The sequence below is a fragment of the Paraburkholderia bannensis genome, assembly GCF_014200455.1.
GTDB lineage: Bacteria > Pseudomonadota > Gammaproteobacteria > Burkholderiales > Burkholderiaceae > Paraburkholderia > Paraburkholderia bannensis_A.
The window spans coordinates 93,279-113,068 of record NZ_JACHBW010000006.1; the positions used below are offsets into that span (position 1 = coordinate 93,279).

A 19,790-nucleotide genomic window follows, 5' to 3' on the forward strand; every position below is an offset into this window, starting at 1 on the left:
CACCGTGTTTCGCTTCGGAAAGCGGGCGCGGTGCATGAAGTTTCTTATCGGCAACACACCCGGCAACACACCCGGCAACAGACACGACCAGGCGACATGGCCGCATCCATCACGCTTCGATTCCGCCCGCGCGGCACGCATAGTCCATTCTCCGCGAACGGGAGCCGCATTTGAGCGCGCGCGAACTGCCCACCGGGCTGATGCTCGTTCACGGCAACGAGCCGGAGCGCCTGCGCGACCTGATCGTGAACTGGGTCAGCCAGCATCCGATTGCACCGCTCGAAAAGGAAATGCTGCTGGTGCAGAGTAACGGCATCGCGCAGTGGCTCAAGCTCGCCTTCGCGGCCGACCCTGAAGACGGCGGCTGCGGGATCGCGGCGGCGCTGGAAATGTCGCTGCCTTCGCGTTTCCTCTGGGCCGTTTATCGCGCGGTGCTGGGCGAGGAAGCGGTGCCGGCGGTCTCGCCGTTCGACAAATCGCGCCTTGTCTGGCGTCTCATGCGCATGCTGCCTGCGCTGCTCGACGAGCCGGGTTACGAGCCGCTCAAGCGCTTCATGGCGCATGACGAAGAGCAGCGCAAGTGCTTCCAGCTTGCCCAGCGCGTGGCCGACCTGTTCGACCAGTATCAGGTCTATCGCGCCGACTGGCTGGCCGCGTGGGCCGCGCACGAGGACGTGGTGATCGACGCGCGCAACAACCGCATCCCGCTCGCCGACGACGCGCGCTGGCAGGCCGCGCTCTGGCGCGCCTTGCTGGCCGACGTGAGCGCACGCGATACCGGGGGCCACGCGCTCGCGCAGACGGGCCGTGCCGCCGTGCACGATCTCTTCATGCAGCGTGCGCAAAGCTGGCAGGAAGGCGATGCGCGGCCGCGCGGGCTGCCGCGCCGCCTGGTGGTGTTCGGCATTTCGAGCCTGCCGCGCCAGTCGCTCGAAGTGCTGGCGGCGCTCGCGCGCTGGAGCCAGGTGCTGCTCTGCGTGCACAACCCCTGCATGCACTACTGGGCCGATATCGTCGCCGATCAGGATCTGCTGCGCGCGCGTCACGCACGCCAGCGTCGCCGCGCGGGTGCGCCCGCCGTGCTCGACGATTCGCAGCTGCATCTGCACGCCCAACCGCTGCTGGCGGCATGGGGAAAGCAGGGCCGCGACTTTATTGGTTTGCTCGACGAATACGATAGCGACGAAGCGCGCGAGACCTATACGCCGCATTTCACGCGCATTGGCCAGCGTATCGATCTTTTCGACGGCGCTGAGGCGCATACGCTGCTTCAACAGTTGCAGGACGATATCCGCGATCTGCGGCCCCTGCCCGAGACGCGCGAGCACTGGCCGCCCGTGGACCCGCAGGTGGACGATTCGATCCGCTTTCACGTCGCGCACAGCGCGCAGCGCGAAGTGGAAATTCTCTACGACCGACTGCTTGCCGCATTCGCCGCAGACCCGGGATTGCGACCGCGCGATGTGATCGTGATGGTGCCCGATATCGAGGTCTATACGCCGCATATCCAGGCCGTGTTCGGCCTCGTGGATGGCGACGATCCGCGTTATATCCCGTTCAGCATCGCAGACCGCGCGCAGCGTGCGTTCGATCCGCTGATCGGCGCGCTGGAGATGCTGCTGTCGCTGCCGCATGCGCGCGTGACGGTCAGCGACGTGCTCGATCTGCTCGAAGTGCCGGCCGTGCGCTCGCGCTTTGGCATCGACGCCGAAGACGTGCCGACGCTGCGTCACTGGATCGACGGCGCGAATATTCGCTGGGGGCTGCATGCGCAGCAGCGCGCGAGTCTCGGGCTGCCGCCCGGCGACGAGGACAGCGCGCCCAATAGCTGGATGTTCGGCCTGCGCCGTATGTTGCTGGGTTACGCGGCGGGCGAGCGCGCGGGCGCGTGGCGCGGCATCGAACCGTACGCGGAAATCGGCGGTCTGGACGCCGCGCTGCTCGGGCCGCTCACGCGCCTGATCGATGCGCTGGACTACGCCTGGCGCACGCTCAGCGAACCGGCCACCGTTGAAGACTGGTGCGTGCGTCTGCGCGCGCTGAAAACCACGTTCTTCGCCGCCGGCGAGGGCGAGGACGCCTATACGCTGGAGCGCCTCGACACGGCGTTGCAGACGTGGCGCGAGGCCTGCGATGAGGCGGCGCTTACGCAGACGCTGCCGCTGGCGATCGTCGCGGAGAACTGGCTGGGTCAGCTCGATGGCGGTGGTCTCGCACAGCGTTTCTTCGCGGGCGCGGTGACGTTCGCGACCTTGATGCCAATGCGCGCGATTCCATTTCGCATTGTTTGCCTGCTCGGCATGAACGACGGCGATTATCCGCGCAGCCGCACGCCGCTCGACTTTGATCTGATGCGCCGCGACTATCGTCCAGGCGACCGTTCGCGCCGCGAGGACGACCGCTATCTGTTCCTCGAAGCGCTGCTGTCCGCGCGCGATCATCTGCATATCTCGTGGGTGGGCCGCAGCGTGACCGACAACACGCCGCGACCGCCTTCGGTGCTGGTCGGACAGCTGCGCGATCATCTGAAGGCGGGCTGGCGGCTCGAAGACGACGAGGCGGACAGCTCGCACAAACTTGTCGATGCATTGACGATCGAGCATCGGCTGCAACCGTTCAGCGCCGAATACTTTCCAGCCGATCCGCAGCACGCGCCGCTCTATACCTTTGCGCATGAGTGGAGCCGTCCTGCGCCGCTCGCAGGCGCGACGCAGGCCGATACGGTGCTGCCCGCAGCTCAGCGCGACGAACCGCTTTCGATCCGCGAACTAGGCGAATTCCTGCGCGACCCCGTGCGCAGTTTCTTCCGGCAGCGCTTGCGCGTGGGCCTGGAAATGCAGGACGAAGCGAGCGAGAACCACGAGCCGTTCGAGGTCGATGCATTGCAGGCGTGGCAGTTGCAGGACGAACTGATTCGCGCGCAATTGCGCGCGATGGAGCGCGGCGAAGACGATCTCGATGCGGTGGCGCGCGAGCAGCTCGAACGCATGCATCGCAGCGGTGAACTCGCGGCGGGCGGCTTTGGCGAAGTGATCGGCGAAGAACTGCTCAAGCCAATGGAGGAATTGTTCGGCGAATATCGCAAGGCGCTTGCGCGCTGGCCGACGCCGCTGTCGCATCAATACGAAATTCGTCTCGATCTGCAGGACGCGCAGCGCGACGGCCGCACGCTCGACCTGCTGGACTGGATCGACGATGTGCGCGAAGGCGAGGACGGTGCGCTCGGGCGCGTGATTCTCGACGCCGGCACCCTCATCAAGGACAACAAGTATCGCGGCGACCGCCTGGTGGCCTATTGGGTGGCGCACGTCGCTGCGCAACTGGCGGCGGGCGAGGTGACGACGGTGATCGTCAGCAAGGTGGGCGTGGCGGAGTTCGCGCCAGTGTCGCCCGATGTCGCGCGCGCATGGCTGCTGGCCTTGATGGCGGCCTGGGAAGAAGGTTCGCGTCGGCCTTTGCCGCTGGCGGTCAAAACCGCTTTTGCGTGGTTGCGCAAGCTGCCCGTGGATTTTGCTGCGGATACCACGCCCATTCCCGCCGAGGCCTGGGACGCGGCGCGCACGGCGTTTGAAGGCGCGGCGCGCCTCGCGGGCGAGTGCGATACCAATCCTTATCTGCGCAGGGCGTTTGCGGATTTCGACGCGCTCGTTGCCAATGGCGAATTCGTTGCGCTCGCAACGTTACTGCTGATGCCGATACAGCGTGCGCCGCTTTCGTCGTCGAAGAATAAACGCACGGCCAGTTCTGCCGATCCGGTTGGAGAAAACGCATGACCCCGGCAGACGACATGATCGCCGATGTGCTGGAGCCGCTGAATTTTCCGCTTTATGGCAGCCGCCTGATCGAAGCGAGCGCGGGCACCGGCAAGACCTTTACGATCGCGATGCTGTATGTGCGGCTCGTGCTGGGCCACCACGGCGCGACCGAGCCACGCGATCTCTTTGAACACGACGAAGCGGCTGTCGAACAGGGCGGCATGCGGCCACTTACGCCGCCCGAAATTCTCGTCGTGACCTTCACGGATGCCGCGACGAAAGAACTGCGTGAGCGTATTCGCGCGCGTTTGATCGAAGCCGCCGACTATTTCCGCGCGCTGCCCGATGAGGTGCCGTTTCGCGCGCCGGGCGTGGACCTGCTGCACGATCTGCGCGAAGCCTACGCGCCCGAACAATGGCCCGCTTGCGCGCGACGCCTGCAACTGGCCGCCGAATGGATGGACGAGGCTGCAGTGTCGACGATCCACGGCTGGTGCAATCGCATGCTCAGCGAGCACGCCTTCGATAGCGACAGCCTGTTTTCGCAGACGCTCGAAACCGACCAGACCGAACTGCGCGCCGAAGTCGTACGCGATTACTGGCGAACTTTCATGGCCCCGCTGGACGCCCAGGCCGCAGGAGAAGTGCGCGCATGGTTCGCGAGTCCCGATGCGCTGCACAAGGCGATTTTGGGTCTTCTCCCGCACGCGGAACAACTGCCCGATGCCGCTGCGCCCGCAGCGACTTTGCTCGAAGCGCGCACGCAGGCGCATGAAGAACTCGAAGCGCTGAAAGCACCGTGGCGCGAGGGGATCGACGAAGCGCAAGGCTTGATCGAAGCGGCACGTGAAAAGAAGCTGTTCGACGCCAAAAAACTGAATACGCGCAATTGCGAGAACTGGTTCGCGAAGCTGCGCGAATGGGCCAATGATCCGCAGAGCGTGCATCCGGGTTTCAAGGACGATGCTGCGGTGTGGACGCGTCTGACGCCGGACGGTCTCGCGGAAATCTGGAAGGACGGCAAGCCGCCTTCGCACCCTTGCTTTACAGCGATGGAAACCTTGCTGGAGTCGCTCGGCGCGAAACCCGAAGCGAAGCTGCCGGTTCTTTGCCACGCGGCGCGCTGGGTTGCGCGGCGGTTCGAGGAGGAAGAAGCGCGCCGCTCGCAGATGGGCTTCGACGACCTGCTCACGCGCTTGCTGGCCGCGCTGAAAAAGCCGAATGGTGCGCGCCTCGCGGAGATTATTCGCAAACAGTATCCGGTCGCCTTGATCGACGAGTTCCAGGACACGGACCCGGTGCAGTATCAGATCTTCGATTCGGTCTATGCGATCGAGTCCAACAACATCGAGACGGCAATCGTCTTGATCGGCGATCCGAAGCAGGCCATCTACGCCTTTCGCGGGGCGGATATCTACACCTATCTGCGCGCGCGGCGTGCCTGCGCGGGACGGCTCTATACGCTGAAGAAAAATTTCCGCTCGACGCGCGCGATGGTCGATGCGGTCAACCGCTGTTTCGAGGCGGCGGAAAAACGCCCCGAAGGCAGCGGTGCGTTCCTGTTTCGCGGCGCGCAAGGCGAGGCAAACGCCTTGCCTTTCGTCGCCGCCGATGCGAATGGTCGTCCCGACGAACTGGTGGCTAACGGCAATCCTCTGCCGGCGCTCAACGTCTGGTGGTTGCCAGGCGCGGAGGATGGCAAGGCCATGAGCAAGAGCGCCTATTTCGCGAGCATGGCCGCGAGTTGCGCGACCGAGATGGTGCGCCTGCTCAATCTGGGCCAGATGGGCGCGGCGGGTTTCGAAGGCGAACACGGCTTGAAACCGCTGCGGCCCGCGCATATGGCGGTGCTCGTGAACAACCGTGACGAAGCGCGGGCGATTCGCGAAGCGCTCGCGGTGCGTGGCGTGCGCAGCGTTTATCTCTCGGATCGCGATTCGGTGTATCGCACCCCGCAGGCGGAGGAATTGCGTTACTGGCTGGGCGCGTGCGCGGAGCCCGACGACGGGCGGCTCATACGCAGCGCGCTCGCTACGGCGTCGCTGGGATTGAGCTGGAGCGAGCTGGATGCGCTGGGCCGCGATGAAATTGCCTGGGAGGCGCGCGTGCTGCAATTCCGCGGCTATCGCGAAGTCTGGCGCAAGAAGGGCGTGCTGCCGATGTTGCGGCGCTTGCTCAACGATTTCCATGTGCCACAGCGTTTGCTGGGCGAGCACGCGGCGGCGGGTCTGAACGGTGAGCGCGCGCTGACGAATCTGCTGCATCTGGCGGAATTGCTGCAACAGGCGAGCACGCAGCTCGACGGCGAGCATGCGTTGATCCGCTATCTCGACGAGCAGCGCGCAGACGAAACTGCGGGCGGCGGCGGTGACGCGCGCCAGTTGCGCCTGGAAAGCGATGCCGGGCTCGTGCAGGTGGTGACGATCCACAAGTCGAAGGGTCTGGAATATCCGCTGGTTTTCCTGCCGTTCGCGTGCGCGCATCGAGCGGTGAAGGCCGACGATGTGCCGTTCAAATGGCATGATCAGGATGGCGAACTAAAGATCACGCTGGAACCGGAGCCTGCCGTATTGGCGCAAGCCGATCGCGAGCGTCTGGGCGAAGATCTGCGCAAACTCTATGTGGCGCTCACGCGCGCGTGCTACGCGACGTGGATCGGCTATGCGCCCGTGCAGAACGTGGAGGGGAGCGCCTTCGGCTATCTGGTGGGCGGCGGCGCGGCGTTGCCGGCGGAGCAGACCGATAGCTTGCTCGAAGCGCTGCGCGGGCCGTGCCACGATATTGCAGTGACGACGGCGCCAGCGCGGGGCAATGAAGTATTCGCGACGCAAGGGCCTGCCGCAGCACGCGGAAAGGCACGTACATTCCCGCGCCGCACGCGCACGCCGTGGTGGATCGCGAGCTATTCGAGCCTCAAGACGGTGGAGGGCGCGCACGATGCTTATGCGACGAAGCTCGAAGAAGAGGAGCGCGCCGCGCCCGACACGCGCGGCGAAGATGTATTTCTCGAATTGCTGGGCGCGAGTGCGCCGCAAGACGACGAGTTCGACGCAAACGCACTCGCGCCCGCCGGTGCGCCGATGCATGGTTTCGAGCGTGGCGCCGACGCAGGCAGCTTTCTGCACGAATTGATGGAGTGGGTGGCGAACGAGGGTTTCGCGGAGATCGCGCACGAATCCGCGCACGCGCGGTTGCGCGACATGATCGCACGGCGCTGCACGGTGCGTGGCTGGGACCGGTGGATCGAGACGCTTACCCAATGGATGCTCGCCTTTATCCGCACGCCGCTGAATCTGCCGGATTTCGAGGGCGAACCGGTGTCGCCGGTTTCGCTCGCGTCGCTCGATAAATCGGCTTATATGGCGGAAATGGAATTCTGGGTGGCTGCGCATAGGGTGGAGACGCTCGAACTCGATGCACTTGTGACGTCGCTGACGCTCGACGGAGCCGATCGGCCGCTGCTGGATACCGCGCGGCTGAACGGCATGCTCAAGGGCTTTATCGACCTTGTTTTCGAGCACGAGGGGCGCTACTACGTGGCCGACTACAAATCGAACTGGCTTGGCCCCGACGACGCTTCCTACACCGTGGAGAAAATGCGCTCGCAGATTCTGCATTCGCGTTATGAGTTGCAATATGCGCTCTATCTGTTCGCGCTGCATCGCTTGCTGAAGTCGCGCTTGCCCGACTACGACTACGACCGGCATATCGGCGGCGCGGTCTATATGTTTCTGCGCGGCGGCAATTCGCCGAGCCAGGGACTGCATTGCGAGCGGCCGCCGCGCGAGTTGATCGAAGGGCTCGATGCGCTGTTCTCGCATCATGGCACGCTGGAGGGCGCGGTATGACGAGGCGACGTACCACGGCGACCACGGGGCCGAAAGATGGCATCGGCGTGACGGGGGATCTGTTCGCGCAATTCGAAGTGCAGACCGAAGCCCAACTGCCCGAACCGGCGCGCGCGCTCGAACCTCAGAGATCGGTTGCACGCGCAACGTCTCAGGAATCGGCGGCGCAAATGCTTGCCACGCTGGAGCGTTGGGTCGAGCGAGGCTGGCTGCGGGCGCTCGACGGCGCGTTTGCGCGTTTCCTGCTGGAAGAGACGCCGCACGCGCCGCCGTTGCTGTTGCTTGCCGCGGCGCTGGCCAGCCATCAACTCGGGCGAGGGCATGTTTGCCTCGATTTGCGGGCCACGCTCGAAGACCCTGCGTTTGCCTTGTCCTTGCCGCCCGACGGCCCACAGGTGCAGACCGACGAGCCGCCTCAACCGCCCGCTGACGTGCTGGCGGGCGTGACGCTCGAAGACTGGCTTGCGGCGCTCGATTGCCCTGAGCTGGTGGGCGCGCGGGAGGGCAATACGCCGCTCGTACTGAGCGGAACGCGCTGCTATCTGCGCCGCTACTGGCAATACGAGCAGGACGTGCGGGCGGGCATCGATGCGCGCCTGGCGCAACGCGCGCGCATCGAGGCGCAACTGCCTGCCGAAGCAGCGCGCGTGGCGCTCGACGCGCTGTTTGCGCCGCGGCAATCATCGAACCCGGCTAGCCAGGCTGAACGCGCCGACTGGCAAAAGCTCGCCTGTGCGCTCGCGGCGCGCAGCGCCTTTAGCATCATCACGGGCGGACCCGGCACGGGCAAGACCACCACCGTGGTGAAGTTGTTGGCACTCCTGCAAACTTTGGCGCTTGCCCACAAGGTGTCCGCGCGACCATTGCGAATTCGCCTGGCGGCCCCCACGGGCAAGGCGGCGGCGCGGCTGAACGAATCGATCGCGGGCGCGGTCGCGCGTCTGCCTTTCGAGGCACTCGCGCAAGGCGTGGATGCGCAGGCGTTGCGCAACGCCATTCCCACGGCCGTGACGACGCTCCATCGCGTGCTGGGCACGCGCCCTGGCAGTCGGCGTTTCCGTCACGATGCGGCCAATCCGCTGCCGGTGGACGTGCTGGTGATCGACGAAGCCTCGATGGTCGATCTGGAAATGATGGCGGCGGTGCTCGACGCCTTGCCGCCCACGGCCCGTCTGATTCTGCTTGGCGACAAGGACCAGTTGGCGTCGGTGGAAGCGGGCGCGGTGCTGGGCGAGCTTTGCGATCGTGCACGCGAAGGCCACTACACCGAGGCGACACGCGCATGGCTGGAGGCGGCGACGGGCGAGCGCATCGACGCGGCGATGCTCGACGCGCACGGCACGCCGCTCGATCAGGCCGTAGCGATGCTGCGCCAGAGCCACCGTTTCGCATCGGAAAGCGGCATCGGCGCGCTTGCCGAACTGGTGAATACCGGTGACGCCACGGGCGTGGCGAAGATCTGGCGGCACGGCTATGCGGATCTCGCGCGCCTCATCTGTCCCGCGCACGACGACGCTGCGCTGCGCGCGCTGATAATCGACGGCAACGTGGGCGAATCGCACGAGGGACAGCGCCGCGGTTACCGCCACTATCTGGCAACGATGCGCTCCCTGCGTCCCGAGCCGGGTGCAGCGCCGGAGCAACTCGTCGAGTGGGCGGCCGGCGTGCTCAAGGCGCATACGGAGTTTCAGTTGCTGTGCGCCTTGCGGCGCGGCACATGGGGCGTGGAAGGACTGAACCGGCGCGTCGCGCGGTTGCTGCAGGAGGAAGGCTTGATCGAGCCGTTGGGCGACTGGTATGCGGGGCGGCCCGTGCTGGTCACGCACAACGACTACGAACTGGGCCTGATGAACGGCGATATCGGCATTGCGCTCGATTTGCCGGTTGAGCAAGGGAGGCCGCCGGTGTTGCGCGTGGCGTTTCCTTCGGGAGACGGTACGGGCGGTGTGAAGTGGGTGTCGCCCAGCCGCCTGCAAGGTGTGGAGACCGTGTTCGCGCTCACCGTGCACAAATCGCAGGGCTCGGAATTCACCCACGCGGCGCTTGTGCTGCCGGACACCTACAGCCCTATCTTGACGCGTGAACTCGTCTACACCGGCATCACGCGTGCGCGCGCGTTTCTGACGCTGGCCGTGCCGGAAGGGCGCTCGGTGCTCGACCGCGCGGTGCTTGCCAAGGTGCAGCGCGCGAGCGGCTTGATGGCGGGTCTCGCCCGCGACGCCCAGTGAACTGCCTGCAGTTTCCGATCCGATAAAGAGAAAACGCGTCGGGCGCTGATGCGTCCGGCGCGTTTCATCCTGTTTCCAGTTGGAATCGGAACAACTGCGCAGGAAAACTGTCGCTGTGTCCTTAGACGATCGTCAGCGTCACGTCGATGTTGTTGCGCGTGGCGTTCGAGTACGGGCAGACGATGTGGGCCGCGTCGACCAGCTTCTGAGCGTCGGCGCGGTCCAGACCCGGCAGCGAGATGCGCAGTTCGACCTGGATGCCGAAGCCGTTGGGAATCTGGCCGATGCCCACATGGCCGTTGACCGAGACGTCAGCCGGGATCGCGATCTTGTCGCGCGCCGCCACGAACTTCATCGCGCCAATGAAACAGGCGCTATAGCCCGCTGCGAACAACTGTTCCGGGTTCGTGCCGTCCCCGCCTGCGCCGCCCAGTTCGCGCGGCGTCGTGAGCTTGAGGTCCAGGTTGCTGGCGGGGACGACAGCGCGGCCATCACGGCCTCCGGTTGCGGTGGCTTCGGCGGTGTAGAGGACTTTTTCGATCGACATGACTGACTCTCCAGTGTGAGCAATGCAGCTAGAAAACTGCGGTGATGAATCATTAGTCGTCCAGACCGATAGCGGTCTTCGCGACAAGTGCGTGACTGCGTGACTTCGACGATAGCGTTCGATCGTGGCGTCTGCGTGATTGTGATCGGGTCACCATCGTCTTTCTTCAAATACTATCTATCACTAGATAGATATGGGGCGACGACATCAACATACATTAGCCTCTGTCTGACTTCGCGTCCCTTAGCGCGGCCTATCTATCAGAAAATAGATGGGCCGCCCTGCAAGGCTCAGGGAGCGGCTTTCCACATCGCTTCGACGTCTTCCAGACGCGTCTTCGTGTGAAACAGCCGGCTTGCCAGCACACTGCCCTGCAACGCGGCGAACAGCGTACGCGCCGCGCTTTCCGGCTTGCCTCGCGCCACCAGCGTGCCTTCCTTGACACCTTGGGCCAGCACTTTTGCCAGCCACGTTTCATTGGTGCGGAAGAAAGCCTGCACAGCTTCGCGCACGGCTTCGGGCAGCGTCTCGATGTCGGCGGCCAGCATGCCGCACAGACAGATCTGGTTGCCGTCGCCCAGCGTCTTGCCGAAAAAGCGCGTGTACATCGCGAGTTTCTGGTCGGCCGGCAGAGCCGGATCGACCGCTTGCAGCGCCTGCACGACTTCGTCGCTGTACTGCTTCACCGCTTCCAGCACGAGATCGTCTTTCGACGGGAAGTAGTAGTGAATGCTCGACGTCTTTACGCCCACGAGTTCAGACAGATCGCGATAGCTAAACCCGTTGTAGCCCCGCAGCATCATCAAGGTGATGGCGTGGTCGAGAACCTGTTCGCGTACTGTCAACTTCGTGTTCATGAGCTCTAATTTATCTACTGGAAGGTAGACTGTCAAGCGCTCCCCGGAAATTTTTGTTTTGCTGCGGAGTTTCCTTTGGGAAACGGGCGGCTGGATGCCGCCCAGACAAGGATTCAGAGGACTCCGCGAGCTTCAGAGTCCGCGATGGCCCGCGCTGACGATCAGTCGCAGGCCAAGCGCAGCAATCGCACCGGCGGCAATGCGGTCGATCCAGCGCTTCGCACGCAGATAGAGATCGCGCGGACGCTGGCTCGAAAAGCTGAGCGCGACCACCGTGTACCAGCCCGTCTCGATGGCGAACACCAGCGGCGGCAGGGCGAAGTAGCACCAGAGCGGCGGGTGCTGCGGCAGCAAGGCCACGAAGATGCTGCCGTAGGCCACGGCCGTTTTCGGGTTGCTGAGTTGGGTCGTCAGGCCGGTCCAGAACGATTTGCCGGGATGCGCGGCCTGCGTTTCACTCTTGCCCATCGACACCGGTTGGCCAGCGCCGCGCCAGATGCGCGCGGCGATGCAAAGCAGATATACGCCGCCCGCTATCTTGAGCCCCGCATAGAGCCAGGCAACGGTCGCGAGCAAGGTATACAACCCGGCGAGCGCGATGCCCGCAAAGCAGATTGCGCCGATCCCCATGCCCAGCGCCGTCGCCACGCCGTCGCGCCGCGATAGCCCGATCGAATTGCGCGCGACCATCACGAAGCTGGGTCCGGGACTCATCGCGCCGAGCAGAATGGCGGCGAGGATGCTGATAACGGCGGTAGTGGGCGACATGGCGGCCTCGGGTGCCTGGAAGTAGTGTTTGACAGTAGCACGCGTTTCCTGTGTGGCGGTAAACGCCGTTCAATGCTCTTATCGGAAACGCATGGCTACCTTCAGGCCTTGTTGCGCTGCCGGCTCCAGTGCTCCAGCAGCACGCGCGTCTGTTCGCAGACGCTGGCCTTCAGAAACTCGGCTTTCTCGCGATCGATCTCGTTCCATTCCAGCGTCGTCAGCGCCGAGCGGCGTGCGATATGGAACACCAGCAATTGCCCATACAGGCTGAACATGCGCACGGTGGTCAGCGTGTCGTCCGAGGGGGTGCCGGTGATGCGCGCCAGCAGTTCGACGTTCACCGTATTGAGCGGCGTACGCACGCGCTCGCGCAGCACTTGCGAGCCGACTTCCGGCTCGCCGCCGCCTTGCTCGCGCGCGAAGAAGAGGCGCTGATCGGGTTCGCTGCTCTTGATGAAGGTGCGGTCGGCCACCGCGCGCTGGATGTCGAGAAAGGCTTCGATCAGCGCTTCGGTGTCGCCGTTACGTTCGAGTACGGCGCGTGCGCGTAGCACGGCGGGTTCGAATGCTTGCCACGATTCGTCGGCGATCGACTCGGCGCACGCTCGATAAAGCCCTTCCTTGTTTTCGAAGTAGTACTGCAGCGCGGGGGCATTCACGCCCGCGCGTGCGGCGATATCGCGCGTGGAGGCGCCTTCGAAACCATGTTGCCCGAACAGGCTGATGGCGGCTTCGATGATCTTGCGGCGGGTTTCGTCTCCGCGCGCATAACCGCCCGCCGATGGGCGGCGCAGTCGTTTCGGTTCGTTCATGTCAGGTGAGGTTGCGGCTTGGCTGACGAAAATATAACACTTGACAGAATTTTTCCGAATGGAATAATTTTGCCAACTGGAAATAATCTTTTACTGGGGTTGTGAAAATCATGTCAACGACTGCGGGAGCGCCCGGGCGCGAAGTGCCGGGCGACGTCGTTTCGCCGGAAAAGCGTGGCAATAAGCGCATGGTGCTGATCGGTCTCGGTCTCGGGGCGCTGGTTGCCGCCGGCGTCTGGGGCGGTCACTGGTGGCTCGTGGGCCGCTTCATCGAAAGCACGGACGATGCCTATCTGCAGGCGGATAGCGTGACCGTCGCGCCGAAAGTCAGCGGCTATGTCACCGATGTCTACGTCGCCGACAACCAGGCGGTGAAGGCTGGCGATCCGCTCGTGAAGCTCGACGCGCGTCAGTATCAGGTCGCGCTCGATCAGGCCAACGCCACCATCGACGCTCGCGCCGCCGACATCCAGCACGCCGACGCGCAGCTCGCGCAGCAGCGCGCCAACATCGCGCAGGCGCAGGCCCAGCAGGAAGTGGCGCGCGTGAGCTTGCGTCATGCACAGGACGAAGTTGCACGCTACACGCCGCTCGCAGCGACCGGCGCGGAAACCACTGAACGTCTCGCTGAACTCAAGAGCAATCGCGACCAGGCGCAAGCCACCCTGGCCGCCGATTCTGCCGCTGTCGAAGCGCAGCGTTCGCAGGTCGCGGCACTGACGGCGCAGCAGGCGCAGGCGCGTGCGCAACTCGAAGCGGCGCGCGCCAGTGCAGCGCAGTCGCAACTCGATCTGGACAACACCGTGGTCAAGAGCGCGCTTGCAGGGCGCGTGGGCGATCGCACGGTGCGCGTGGGCCAGTACGTGCAACCCGGCACGCGCATGCTGACGGTCGTGCCGGTGCAGAAGACCTATCTCACCGCGAACTTCAAGGAAACGCAGATCGGCCGCATGCGTGTCGGTCAGCCGGTCGAGCTGTACGTCGACGCATTGCCGGGCCATACGCTGCATGGCGTGGTGGACAGCTTCTCGCCGGGAACGGGTGCGCAGTTCGCACTGCTGCCGCCGGAAAACGCCACGGGCAACTTCACGAAGATCGTGCAGCGCGTGCCGGTGCGTATCCGCCTCGATACCGGTCCTGAAACGCGCGGCGTGCTGCTGCCGGGCATGTCCGTGACCGTCGATGTCGATACGCGTTCCGCGCGCGACGACGATCGCCGTATCGACGCCGAGAATCATCGTGGCTGATCCGGCAAGCGCGGCAACCGGCGCGGCTCCCGCGCCGCACCCGCACGGCGAGCGCGCCAGCGCCGCCGACTGGATCGCCGTGGCGGCGGGCGCATTGGGTGCGCTGATGGCGACGCTCGACATCTCGATCACGAATTCGGCGCTGCCGCAGATCCAGGGCGAAATCGGTGCGACCGGTACGGAGGGTACGTGGATCTCCACGGGTTACCTGATGTCCGAGATCGTGATGATTCCGCTCGCGGCGTGGCTTACGCGGGTATTCGGACTGCGAAATTTTCTGCTGGTGAATGCGGCGCTCTTTATCGGCTTTTCGATGATGTGCGGCTGGTCGGGCACGCTTGGCCTGATGATCGCCGGGCGCATCGGCCAGGGCTTCACGGGCGGCGCGATGATTCCCACCGCGCAGACCATCATCCGCACGCGGCTGCCGTTATCGCAATTGCCAGTCGGCATGACGGTTTTTGGTTTGATCGTGCTGCTCGGGCCGCTGCTGGGTCCGGTGCTGGGCGGCTGGCTGGCGGAAAACATCAGCTGGAGCTGGTGTTTCTTTATCAATCTGCCGGTGTGTATCGCGCTCATCACGCTGCTGATCGTGGGGCTGCCGAAGGACAAACCGCATTGGGAAGCCTTCCTCAAGGCCGACTGGCTCGGCATCGTGGGCCTCGCCGTGGGCTTGAGCACGCTCACAGTGGTGCTCGAAGAAGGGCAGCGCGAACGCTGGTTCGAATCGCACATGATCGTGACGCTAACCTTTGTCTCGCTCGCGGGCATGGTGCTGATCGGCATTTCGCAGTTCGTGGCGGAGAAACCCATTCTGCGGCTGTCGCTGATGCGCAATCCGCGTTACGCCAGCGTGATCGTGATCGTGTCGGCGGTGGGGGCGGGTCTTTACGGCATTTCCTATCTGTTGCCGCAGTTCCTCAGCATCGTGGCGGGCTACAACGCGGAACAATCCGGCGCGATCATGCTGTTGTCCGGCTTGCCCGCATTTCTGGTGATGCCGATCCTGCCGCGCCTGCTGGGCAAGGTGGATTTCCGCGTGCTGGTGGTGAGTGGTCTGCTGCTTTTTACCCTCAGTTGCATGCTCGATATTTCGCTGACCGCGCAGAGCGTAGGCCACGATTTCGTCTGGTCGCAGCTGATTCGCGGCGTGGCGCAGATGCTTGCGATGATGCCGCTCAATCAGGCTTCGATGGCGGCGGTGGCGCGCGAAGATTCGGGCGATGCAGCGGGGCTGTACAACATGGCGCGTAACCTCGGCGGCTCGATTGGCCTTGCAATCATCGGCACGCTGATCGACCGGCGCGAGACTTATCACACGGCCGTTTTGCGCGAGTCCCTGAGCGGCAATTCGCTGATCGGGCAGGAACGCCTCGCCTCGGGCGCGGCGAACTGGTTCGCGCAGACCGGCGATATGGCTTACTCGCAGATGCAATCGCTCGGCCAGATTGCCACGCAGATTCAGCAGCAAGCCACGGTCATCACGTACTCCGAAACATTCTGGGTGCTCGGCATTGCACTCGCTGCCTGCGTGCCGCTCGCGCTCCTGCTCAAGAAACCGCAGCCCGGCGTGAAGGCGCCGTCAGCCGGCCACTGATGCTTCTTTTTTCCGACTCATGACGGCAATACGTTCGTATCAACTTACATTTCGGTCGGCATTCGCGCCGTTCACGGCGCTGGCAGCCGCCTGCGCGCTTGCCGCATGCACGGTCGGCCCCGACTATCACGGTGCGCCCGCGGTGGCGCCCGAAGCGGCCGGCGCGGCCACCTTCGTGCGCACACCCGCGCAGGGCGTGACGCCCACGCGCGCGCCCAGCCAATGGTGGCTGGCATTCAACGATCCGCAACTCAACGCGCTGATCGCCGCGGCATTCGAGCACAACCCGGACCTGCGCGCCGCCCAGGCGCGGCTGCGCGAATCGCGCGCGCAACTGCAGACGCAACGCGCGGCGCAAATGCCGAAGGTATCGGCCACTGTCGCCGCGCCGCGTATGCGCGAGCCCAGTCTCAGCGCGTTCTCGCAGTCCGATGGCAGCAGCAGTTCGAGTTCGGGCGGTGGTGGCCCTCTGCAGTTCTACACGGCGGGTTTCGATGCCTCGTGGGAAATCGATCTGTTTGGCGGCACGCGTCGCGCGGTGGAAGCCGCGAGCGACGAAGCCGATGCCGTGCAGGCCGATCTCGCCGATGCTCAGGTCTCGCTCGCCGCCGAAGTGGCGCAGGCCTATATCGACCTGCGCGATGAGCAGCAACGTTTGTTGATCGCGCAACGAACCGCAGAATTGCAGCAGCAATCGCTCACGCTGACGGAACAACGCCGCGCCGGCGGCACCGCTGCGGACGTGGACGTCGAGCGTTTGACCACGCAGGTCGAAAACACGCGTTCGACGATCACGCCGCTCGCATCGCAGGTGGAAACGTCGCTCGATCAACTGGCGGTGCTCACGGGTAAGGCCCCCGGCGCACTCGACGCCGAACTGGCGACGCCGCAGGCGTTGCCGGTGTTGCCCGCGTCGGTGCCGGTGAGCGATCCGGCCACGATGTTCGCGCAACGTCCCGACATCCGCGCCGCCGAACGCCGTCTGGCATCGAGCAATGCGCAGATCGGCGAGCATGTGGCCGATTTCCTGCCCAAGCTCACGCTGTTCGGCGACCTGGGCTTTACGGCTGCGGACCCGGGCCATCTGCTGCGCAAGAACAATTTCAGCTGGGTGGGCGTGCCTTATCTGCAATGGAATCTGTTCGACTTTGGTCGCACGCTTGGCGCGGTGCATGGCGCCGAAGCCTCGCGCGACGAAGCAGAAGCGCGTTATGAAAAAGCCGTTCTGGCCGCCCTGCAGGACGCGAACGGCGCGCTCTCGCGTTATGGCTATCAGCGCGAACACCTCGTCACGTTGCAAAAGGTGCAGGATTCGGCGCAGCGCTCGGCGGTGTTGATGCGTCAGCGTTATCGCGCGGGCACCTCGACGCTCGTCGATCTGCTGGACACCCAGCGCGCGGAATTTCTCGCGCAGCAGGACGTGATCTCGGGGCAGGCCGAATTGCTCAAGGACTTCATCTCCATTCAGAAAAGCCTGGGCCTCGGCTGGCACAGCAACGCCAGTTAATCACCTTTCATGAAGGGACGCGATGCCGCGCCGCGTTCGCGCTCCCTGAATCAAATAATGAGAAATCTCCGCGAATTAGCGGGTTAATGCCGAGCACCGGCGCGAGAAAAATCAAAACGCTACTGCTAAATGGTTCTTCTGCATGGGCGCGACTATCGATATGCGCGCCACCGGCACCGTGCTGCGTAAATCCGGCACTTTGCTGCTCACCAAGATGGCGGTCGCCTGATTCTCGTGCCGATACTTACTGCGCTGTGGGTGCGCAGAAGGAGCGCGCGTGACGCACTGCGCGATAGTCTTGGCCGAAGCGCTGCCATGATGAGTTCATGGGGCCGCAGCCCATCGCAGGCCTCGACGCTCACGTATAGCGGATGATCGTTCGCGATCAACTTCGCGCCATGCTCTCCAGCACGCCGTCGCGCCGGATCAGCCCATGAAACAGCGCCGCGCCCAGATGAAGCAGCACGGTCGCAAACAGCAACATGGCGAGCCACGTATGTGCCGCGCGCAGGAAGGCGTAGAGCGCAACGCCAGGCGGCGTGATGGGCGGTAAATGGAGTGCGCCCGCGAGCACGACGGGGTAACCGGCTGCAGACAGCATGGCCCAGCCGATCAACGGCATCGCAATCATGAGCGCGTAGAGCACCAGATGCGAGGCGTGCGCTGCGACGCGCTGCCATGCGGGCATCGCGTTGGGCATTGCGGGCGTGCCGCGTGTTAGCCGCACGACGATGCGCACGATCGCGAGCACAAGCAAAGCGATGCCCAGTGGCCGATGCAACGCAATCAGACTGTTATGCAGCCGCGAGACGGTTGAAACCATGCCCACGCCCACGAACAGCATCGCAACGATCAGGACTGCCATCGACCAGTGCAGCAGGCGGGCGAGGCCGCAGAAATGCGCTTGAACGGTTTTCATTGCTGGGCTTCTCCGTGTGCATGGGCGAGCGCCGCTTCTTCTTGCATGCGACGGTTGAACGAGACCGAATAGGCGGCCGAACGTGCGGCGAGAAGCGGGTCGTCCGAGGGCTTCAATCCATCGGGCAAGATCGTCGGGTCGTAATTGACGTCGCGGCAAGCGCCAGAGCGCTGCGGCGTGGCCTGCCGCAAGACGAGCGTGCCCGCATCGATCTGCTCGCGCGAGGCCGGCCATTGCTGCGTGGCATCGTTGGTGGGGTCTCCGGGCGCAGCCACGGTGAGTACGAGATGCCAGCGCAGCGGGCCTTGCGCGAGACGCGCTGCGAGATCGTCGGCGAGGAAGTCGGCATTGCGCTTCTGATCGGCCGATTCAGCCTCGTAAGCCGATTGCGGCACCATCTCCCACCTTACCGCGCGCGTATTGCCATCGGTATCCGTGGCGATGAACGCATTGATGCCCCAGAACGCCGTGTTCGCGAAACTCGATGAAGGCGGGTGCGCCTTGAGCCATTGACGAAACGGCAGTGTTTCCGGATTGGCGCTAAAGAATGCATCGAGTTTCGCGGTGTCGGGCTTGCCGGTCCTCGGATCGGGTTTCGACGCGAGCAGTTGCTGATAGAACTGCTTCGGGGTACGAACCACGAAGACCGGCGCCGAATTCATGCCGGTGCGCCACTGCTCGCCATCGGTCAACTGAAAAAGCAAGGCCATGCTGCGCACGGGTATGCTGGCGTCGGGGGCGGACGGATTGCTGCCGGGAATCGCGAAGCGGCCGATCACAGGCGTCTCGCCCGGCGCAAACAGCGCCGCGCGCGAGACCTTTGCGCCATTGCCGTTGCTCTCGAATTCGCCTTCCACGCACAGGCCTTTGGCGTGATTGCGCCGCAAGCCTGCGTGAATGCCGTAGTTCGATTCAAAGGTATTGACGATGTGTGGAGCGTCCACGCGTTTGGGCGTGAGCCAGCCTGCGGTCCATGCGAAGGCGGCCGCCGTGCAACCCATCACCGCCGCGATGGCGGCAAGCCGGCATGGCATGCAGATATTGGCGCGACTCATGATGCGCCGCCGACCTGCGCGCGGGCGCGCGTGAGACGCGCGAGGACGATCGGTGTCCGGGGATAGAGCGAAGCGCGATGGGGCATGATCGGTCCTGTCGAAGGGTGTGGTGGCCGTTACAGGCGTCAACAGGGCGAAGGCGCGTTCTATTCCCCGTGAGTGTGAAGAATGCACAAGTGTAAGCTGCGTGCAAGAAAGCGTGCGAAGGAGCAGGCGATGCTAAAGGGCGGTTGTTTATGCGGGAAGATCCGCTATGAAATCACCGGCGAGCCGATCGGCACGACCGCATGCCATTGCGTGGATTGCCGCCGCGCATCGGGTGCGCCGTTTGTCGGCTGGATGAGCGTGGCGCGCGATGCATTCCGTTTTGTTGCGGGAGCAACAAAATCCTATGCGTCGAGCGAGGGTGTGGAGCGGGGCTTTTGCCCCGATTGCGGCACGCCGCTTACCTACCGTAGCGCGGCGTTTGGCGAGGAAATCGATATTGCCACCGGTACGCTGGATGCGCCCGGCGATGCGCCGCCCGAAGACCATACGTGGACGTCGCAACAACTCGCCTGGGTGCGGCTGGCGGATGGATTGCCGAGGTATCCGCGCAGCCGTCCATGACGTTCAAGCGATACAACAAGGTCGATGCGGCGCGCGCCGCA

At 64.4% G+C, this 19,790-nt stretch carries 13 protein-coding genes and 1 pseudogene; 8 read left to right on the forward strand and 6 right to left on the reverse strand.

All coding sequences use genetic code 11. The features are described 5' to 3' along the window. Positions 1-170 precede the first annotated feature (170 nt). Genes recC through recD form a run of 3 tightly spaced genes read left to right on the forward strand, consistent with a single transcriptional unit; the run spans position 171 to position 9,831 of the window. The gene (gene recC / locus F4827_RS11820; protein WP_260175137.1) at positions 171-3,773 is read left to right on the forward strand and encodes an exodeoxyribonuclease V subunit gamma; all 3,603 of its coding nucleotides are present in this window, start codon (positions 171-173) and stop codon (positions 3,771-3,773) included. Continuing rightward, positions 3,770-7,603, forward strand: a complete 3,834-nt coding sequence (gene recB, locus F4827_RS11825) for an exodeoxyribonuclease V subunit beta (RefSeq protein WP_183724127.1) — start codon at positions 3,770-3,772, stop codon at positions 7,601-7,603. Before recC ends, recB begins: the two co-directional genes overlap by 4 nt. Then, complete coding sequence (recD, locus tag F4827_RS11830) at positions 7,600-9,831, forward strand: exodeoxyribonuclease V subunit alpha (protein ID WP_260175138.1); 2,232 nt, start codon at positions 7,600-7,602, stop codon at positions 9,829-9,831. The genes recB and recD overlap by 4 nt, the downstream gene beginning before the upstream one ends. Before the next feature lie 121 nt (positions 9,832-9,952). Here the strand turns inward: recD and F4827_RS11835 are convergent, their stop codons facing one another. The 4 genes from F4827_RS11835 to F4827_RS11850 all read right to left on the reverse strand — a co-directional run bounded on the left by F4827_RS11835 (position 9,953) and on the right by F4827_RS11850 (position 12,815). Continuing rightward, on the reverse strand, positions 9,953-10,378 hold the full coding sequence (locus F4827_RS11835) for an organic hydroperoxide resistance protein (RefSeq protein WP_183724128.1): 426 nt from the start codon (positions 10,376-10,378) through the stop codon (positions 9,953-9,955). Between the two features lie 290 nt (positions 10,379-10,668). Further along, entirely contained in the window at positions 10,669-11,235 is a 567-nt protein-coding gene (locus F4827_RS11840; RefSeq protein WP_183724129.1) for a TetR/AcrR family transcriptional regulator, read from the reverse strand. Positions 11,236-11,367: 132 nt separating this feature from the next. Continuing rightward, positions 11,368-12,003, reverse strand: coding sequence for a LysE family translocator (locus tag F4827_RS11845; protein WP_183724130.1), 636 nt, complete (start codon positions 12,001-12,003; stop codon positions 11,368-11,370). 101 nt (positions 12,004-12,104) lie between these two features. Beyond that, positions 12,105-12,815, reverse strand: coding sequence for a CerR family C-terminal domain-containing protein (locus F4827_RS11850; RefSeq protein WP_183724131.1), 711 nt, complete (start codon positions 12,813-12,815; stop codon positions 12,105-12,107). Positions 12,816-13,003: 188 nt separating this feature from the next. On the opposite strand from F4827_RS11850, the gene F4827_RS11855 reads away from it, so the two are divergent. The 4 genes and pseudogenes from F4827_RS11855 to F4827_RS11870 form a co-directional block, all read left to right on the forward strand. Further along, positions 13,004-14,062 carry an HlyD family secretion protein gene (locus F4827_RS11855; RefSeq protein ID WP_233177945.1) on the forward strand — a complete coding sequence of 353 codons (1,059 nt, stop codon included), beginning with the start codon at positions 13,004-13,006 and terminating at the stop codon, positions 14,060-14,062. Further along, the gene (locus tag F4827_RS11860) at positions 14,055-15,659 is read left to right on the forward strand and encodes an MDR family MFS transporter (protein WP_311673206.1); all 1,605 of its coding nucleotides are present in this window, start codon (positions 14,055-14,057) and stop codon (positions 15,657-15,659) included. Before F4827_RS11855 ends, F4827_RS11860 begins: the two co-directional genes overlap by 8 nt. A 19-nt stretch (positions 15,660-15,678) precedes the next feature. Next, on the forward strand, positions 15,679-17,166 hold the full coding sequence (locus F4827_RS11865) for an efflux transporter outer membrane subunit (RefSeq protein ID WP_183724134.1): 1,488 nt from the start codon (positions 15,679-15,681) through the stop codon (positions 17,164-17,166). 118 nt (positions 17,167-17,284) lie between these two features. Then, positions 17,285-17,392: pseudogene (locus F4827_RS11870) on the forward strand (2-keto-3-deoxygluconate permease); the annotation flags it as partial. 159 nt (positions 17,393-17,551) lie between these two features. On the opposite strand, the gene F4827_RS11875 reads toward F4827_RS11870, so the two are convergent. Both F4827_RS11875 and F4827_RS11880 read right to left on the reverse strand, forming a co-directional pair. Beyond that, the gene (locus tag F4827_RS11875) at positions 17,552-18,085 is read right to left on the reverse strand and encodes a cytochrome b (protein WP_183724135.1); all 534 of its coding nucleotides are present in this window, start codon (positions 18,083-18,085) and stop codon (positions 17,552-17,554) included. After that, positions 18,082-19,140, reverse strand: a complete 1,059-nt coding sequence (locus tag F4827_RS11880) for a catalase family peroxidase (protein WP_260175139.1) — start codon at positions 19,138-19,140, stop codon at positions 18,082-18,084. Before F4827_RS11880 ends, F4827_RS11875 begins: the two co-directional genes overlap by 4 nt. Before the next feature lie 216 nt (positions 19,141-19,356). Between F4827_RS11880 and F4827_RS11885 the strand changes: the two genes are divergently transcribed. Continuing rightward, the gene (locus F4827_RS11885; RefSeq protein ID WP_183724136.1) at positions 19,357-19,749 is read left to right on the forward strand and encodes a GFA family protein; all 393 of its coding nucleotides are present in this window, start codon (positions 19,357-19,359) and stop codon (positions 19,747-19,749) included. Positions 19,750-19,790: the final 41 nt, after the last annotated feature.

Excerpts from the sequence above, each read along its gene's own strand:
- recB (WP_183724127.1), top strand. The coding sequence starts at position 3,770 with ATGACCCCGGCAGACGACATGATCGCCGATGTGCTGGAGCCGCTGAAT.
- recD (WP_260175138.1), top strand. The coding sequence starts at position 7,600 with ATGACGAGGCGACGTACCACGGCGACCACGGGGCCGAAAGATGGCATC.
- F4827_RS11835 (WP_183724128.1), bottom strand. The coding sequence starts at position 10,378 with ATGTCGATCGAAAAAGTCCTCTACACCGCCGAAGCCACCGCAACCGGA.
- F4827_RS11840 (WP_183724129.1), bottom strand. The coding sequence starts at position 11,235 with ATGAACACGAAGTTGACAGTACGCGAACAGGTTCTCGACCACGCCATC.
- F4827_RS11845 (WP_183724130.1), bottom strand. The coding sequence starts at position 12,003 with ATGTCGCCCACTACCGCCGTTATCAGCATCCTCGCCGCCATTCTGCTC.
- F4827_RS11850 (WP_183724131.1), bottom strand. The coding sequence starts at position 12,815 with ATGAACGAACCGAAACGACTGCGCCGCCCATCGGCGGGCGGTTATGCG.
- F4827_RS11855 (WP_233177945.1), top strand. The coding sequence starts at position 13,004 with ATGGTGCTGATCGGTCTCGGTCTCGGGGCGCTGGTTGCCGCCGGCGTC.
- F4827_RS11865 (WP_183724134.1), top strand. The coding sequence starts at position 15,679 with ATGACGGCAATACGTTCGTATCAACTTACATTTCGGTCGGCATTCGCG.
- F4827_RS11875 (WP_183724135.1), bottom strand. The coding sequence starts at position 18,085 with ATGAAAACCGTTCAAGCGCATTTCTGCGGCCTCGCCCGCCTGCTGCAC.
- F4827_RS11880 (WP_260175139.1), bottom strand. The coding sequence starts at position 19,140 with ATGAGTCGCGCCAATATCTGCATGCCATGCCGGCTTGCCGCCATCGCG.
- F4827_RS11885 (WP_183724136.1), top strand. The coding sequence starts at position 19,357 with ATGCTAAAGGGCGGTTGTTTATGCGGGAAGATCCGCTATGAAATCACC.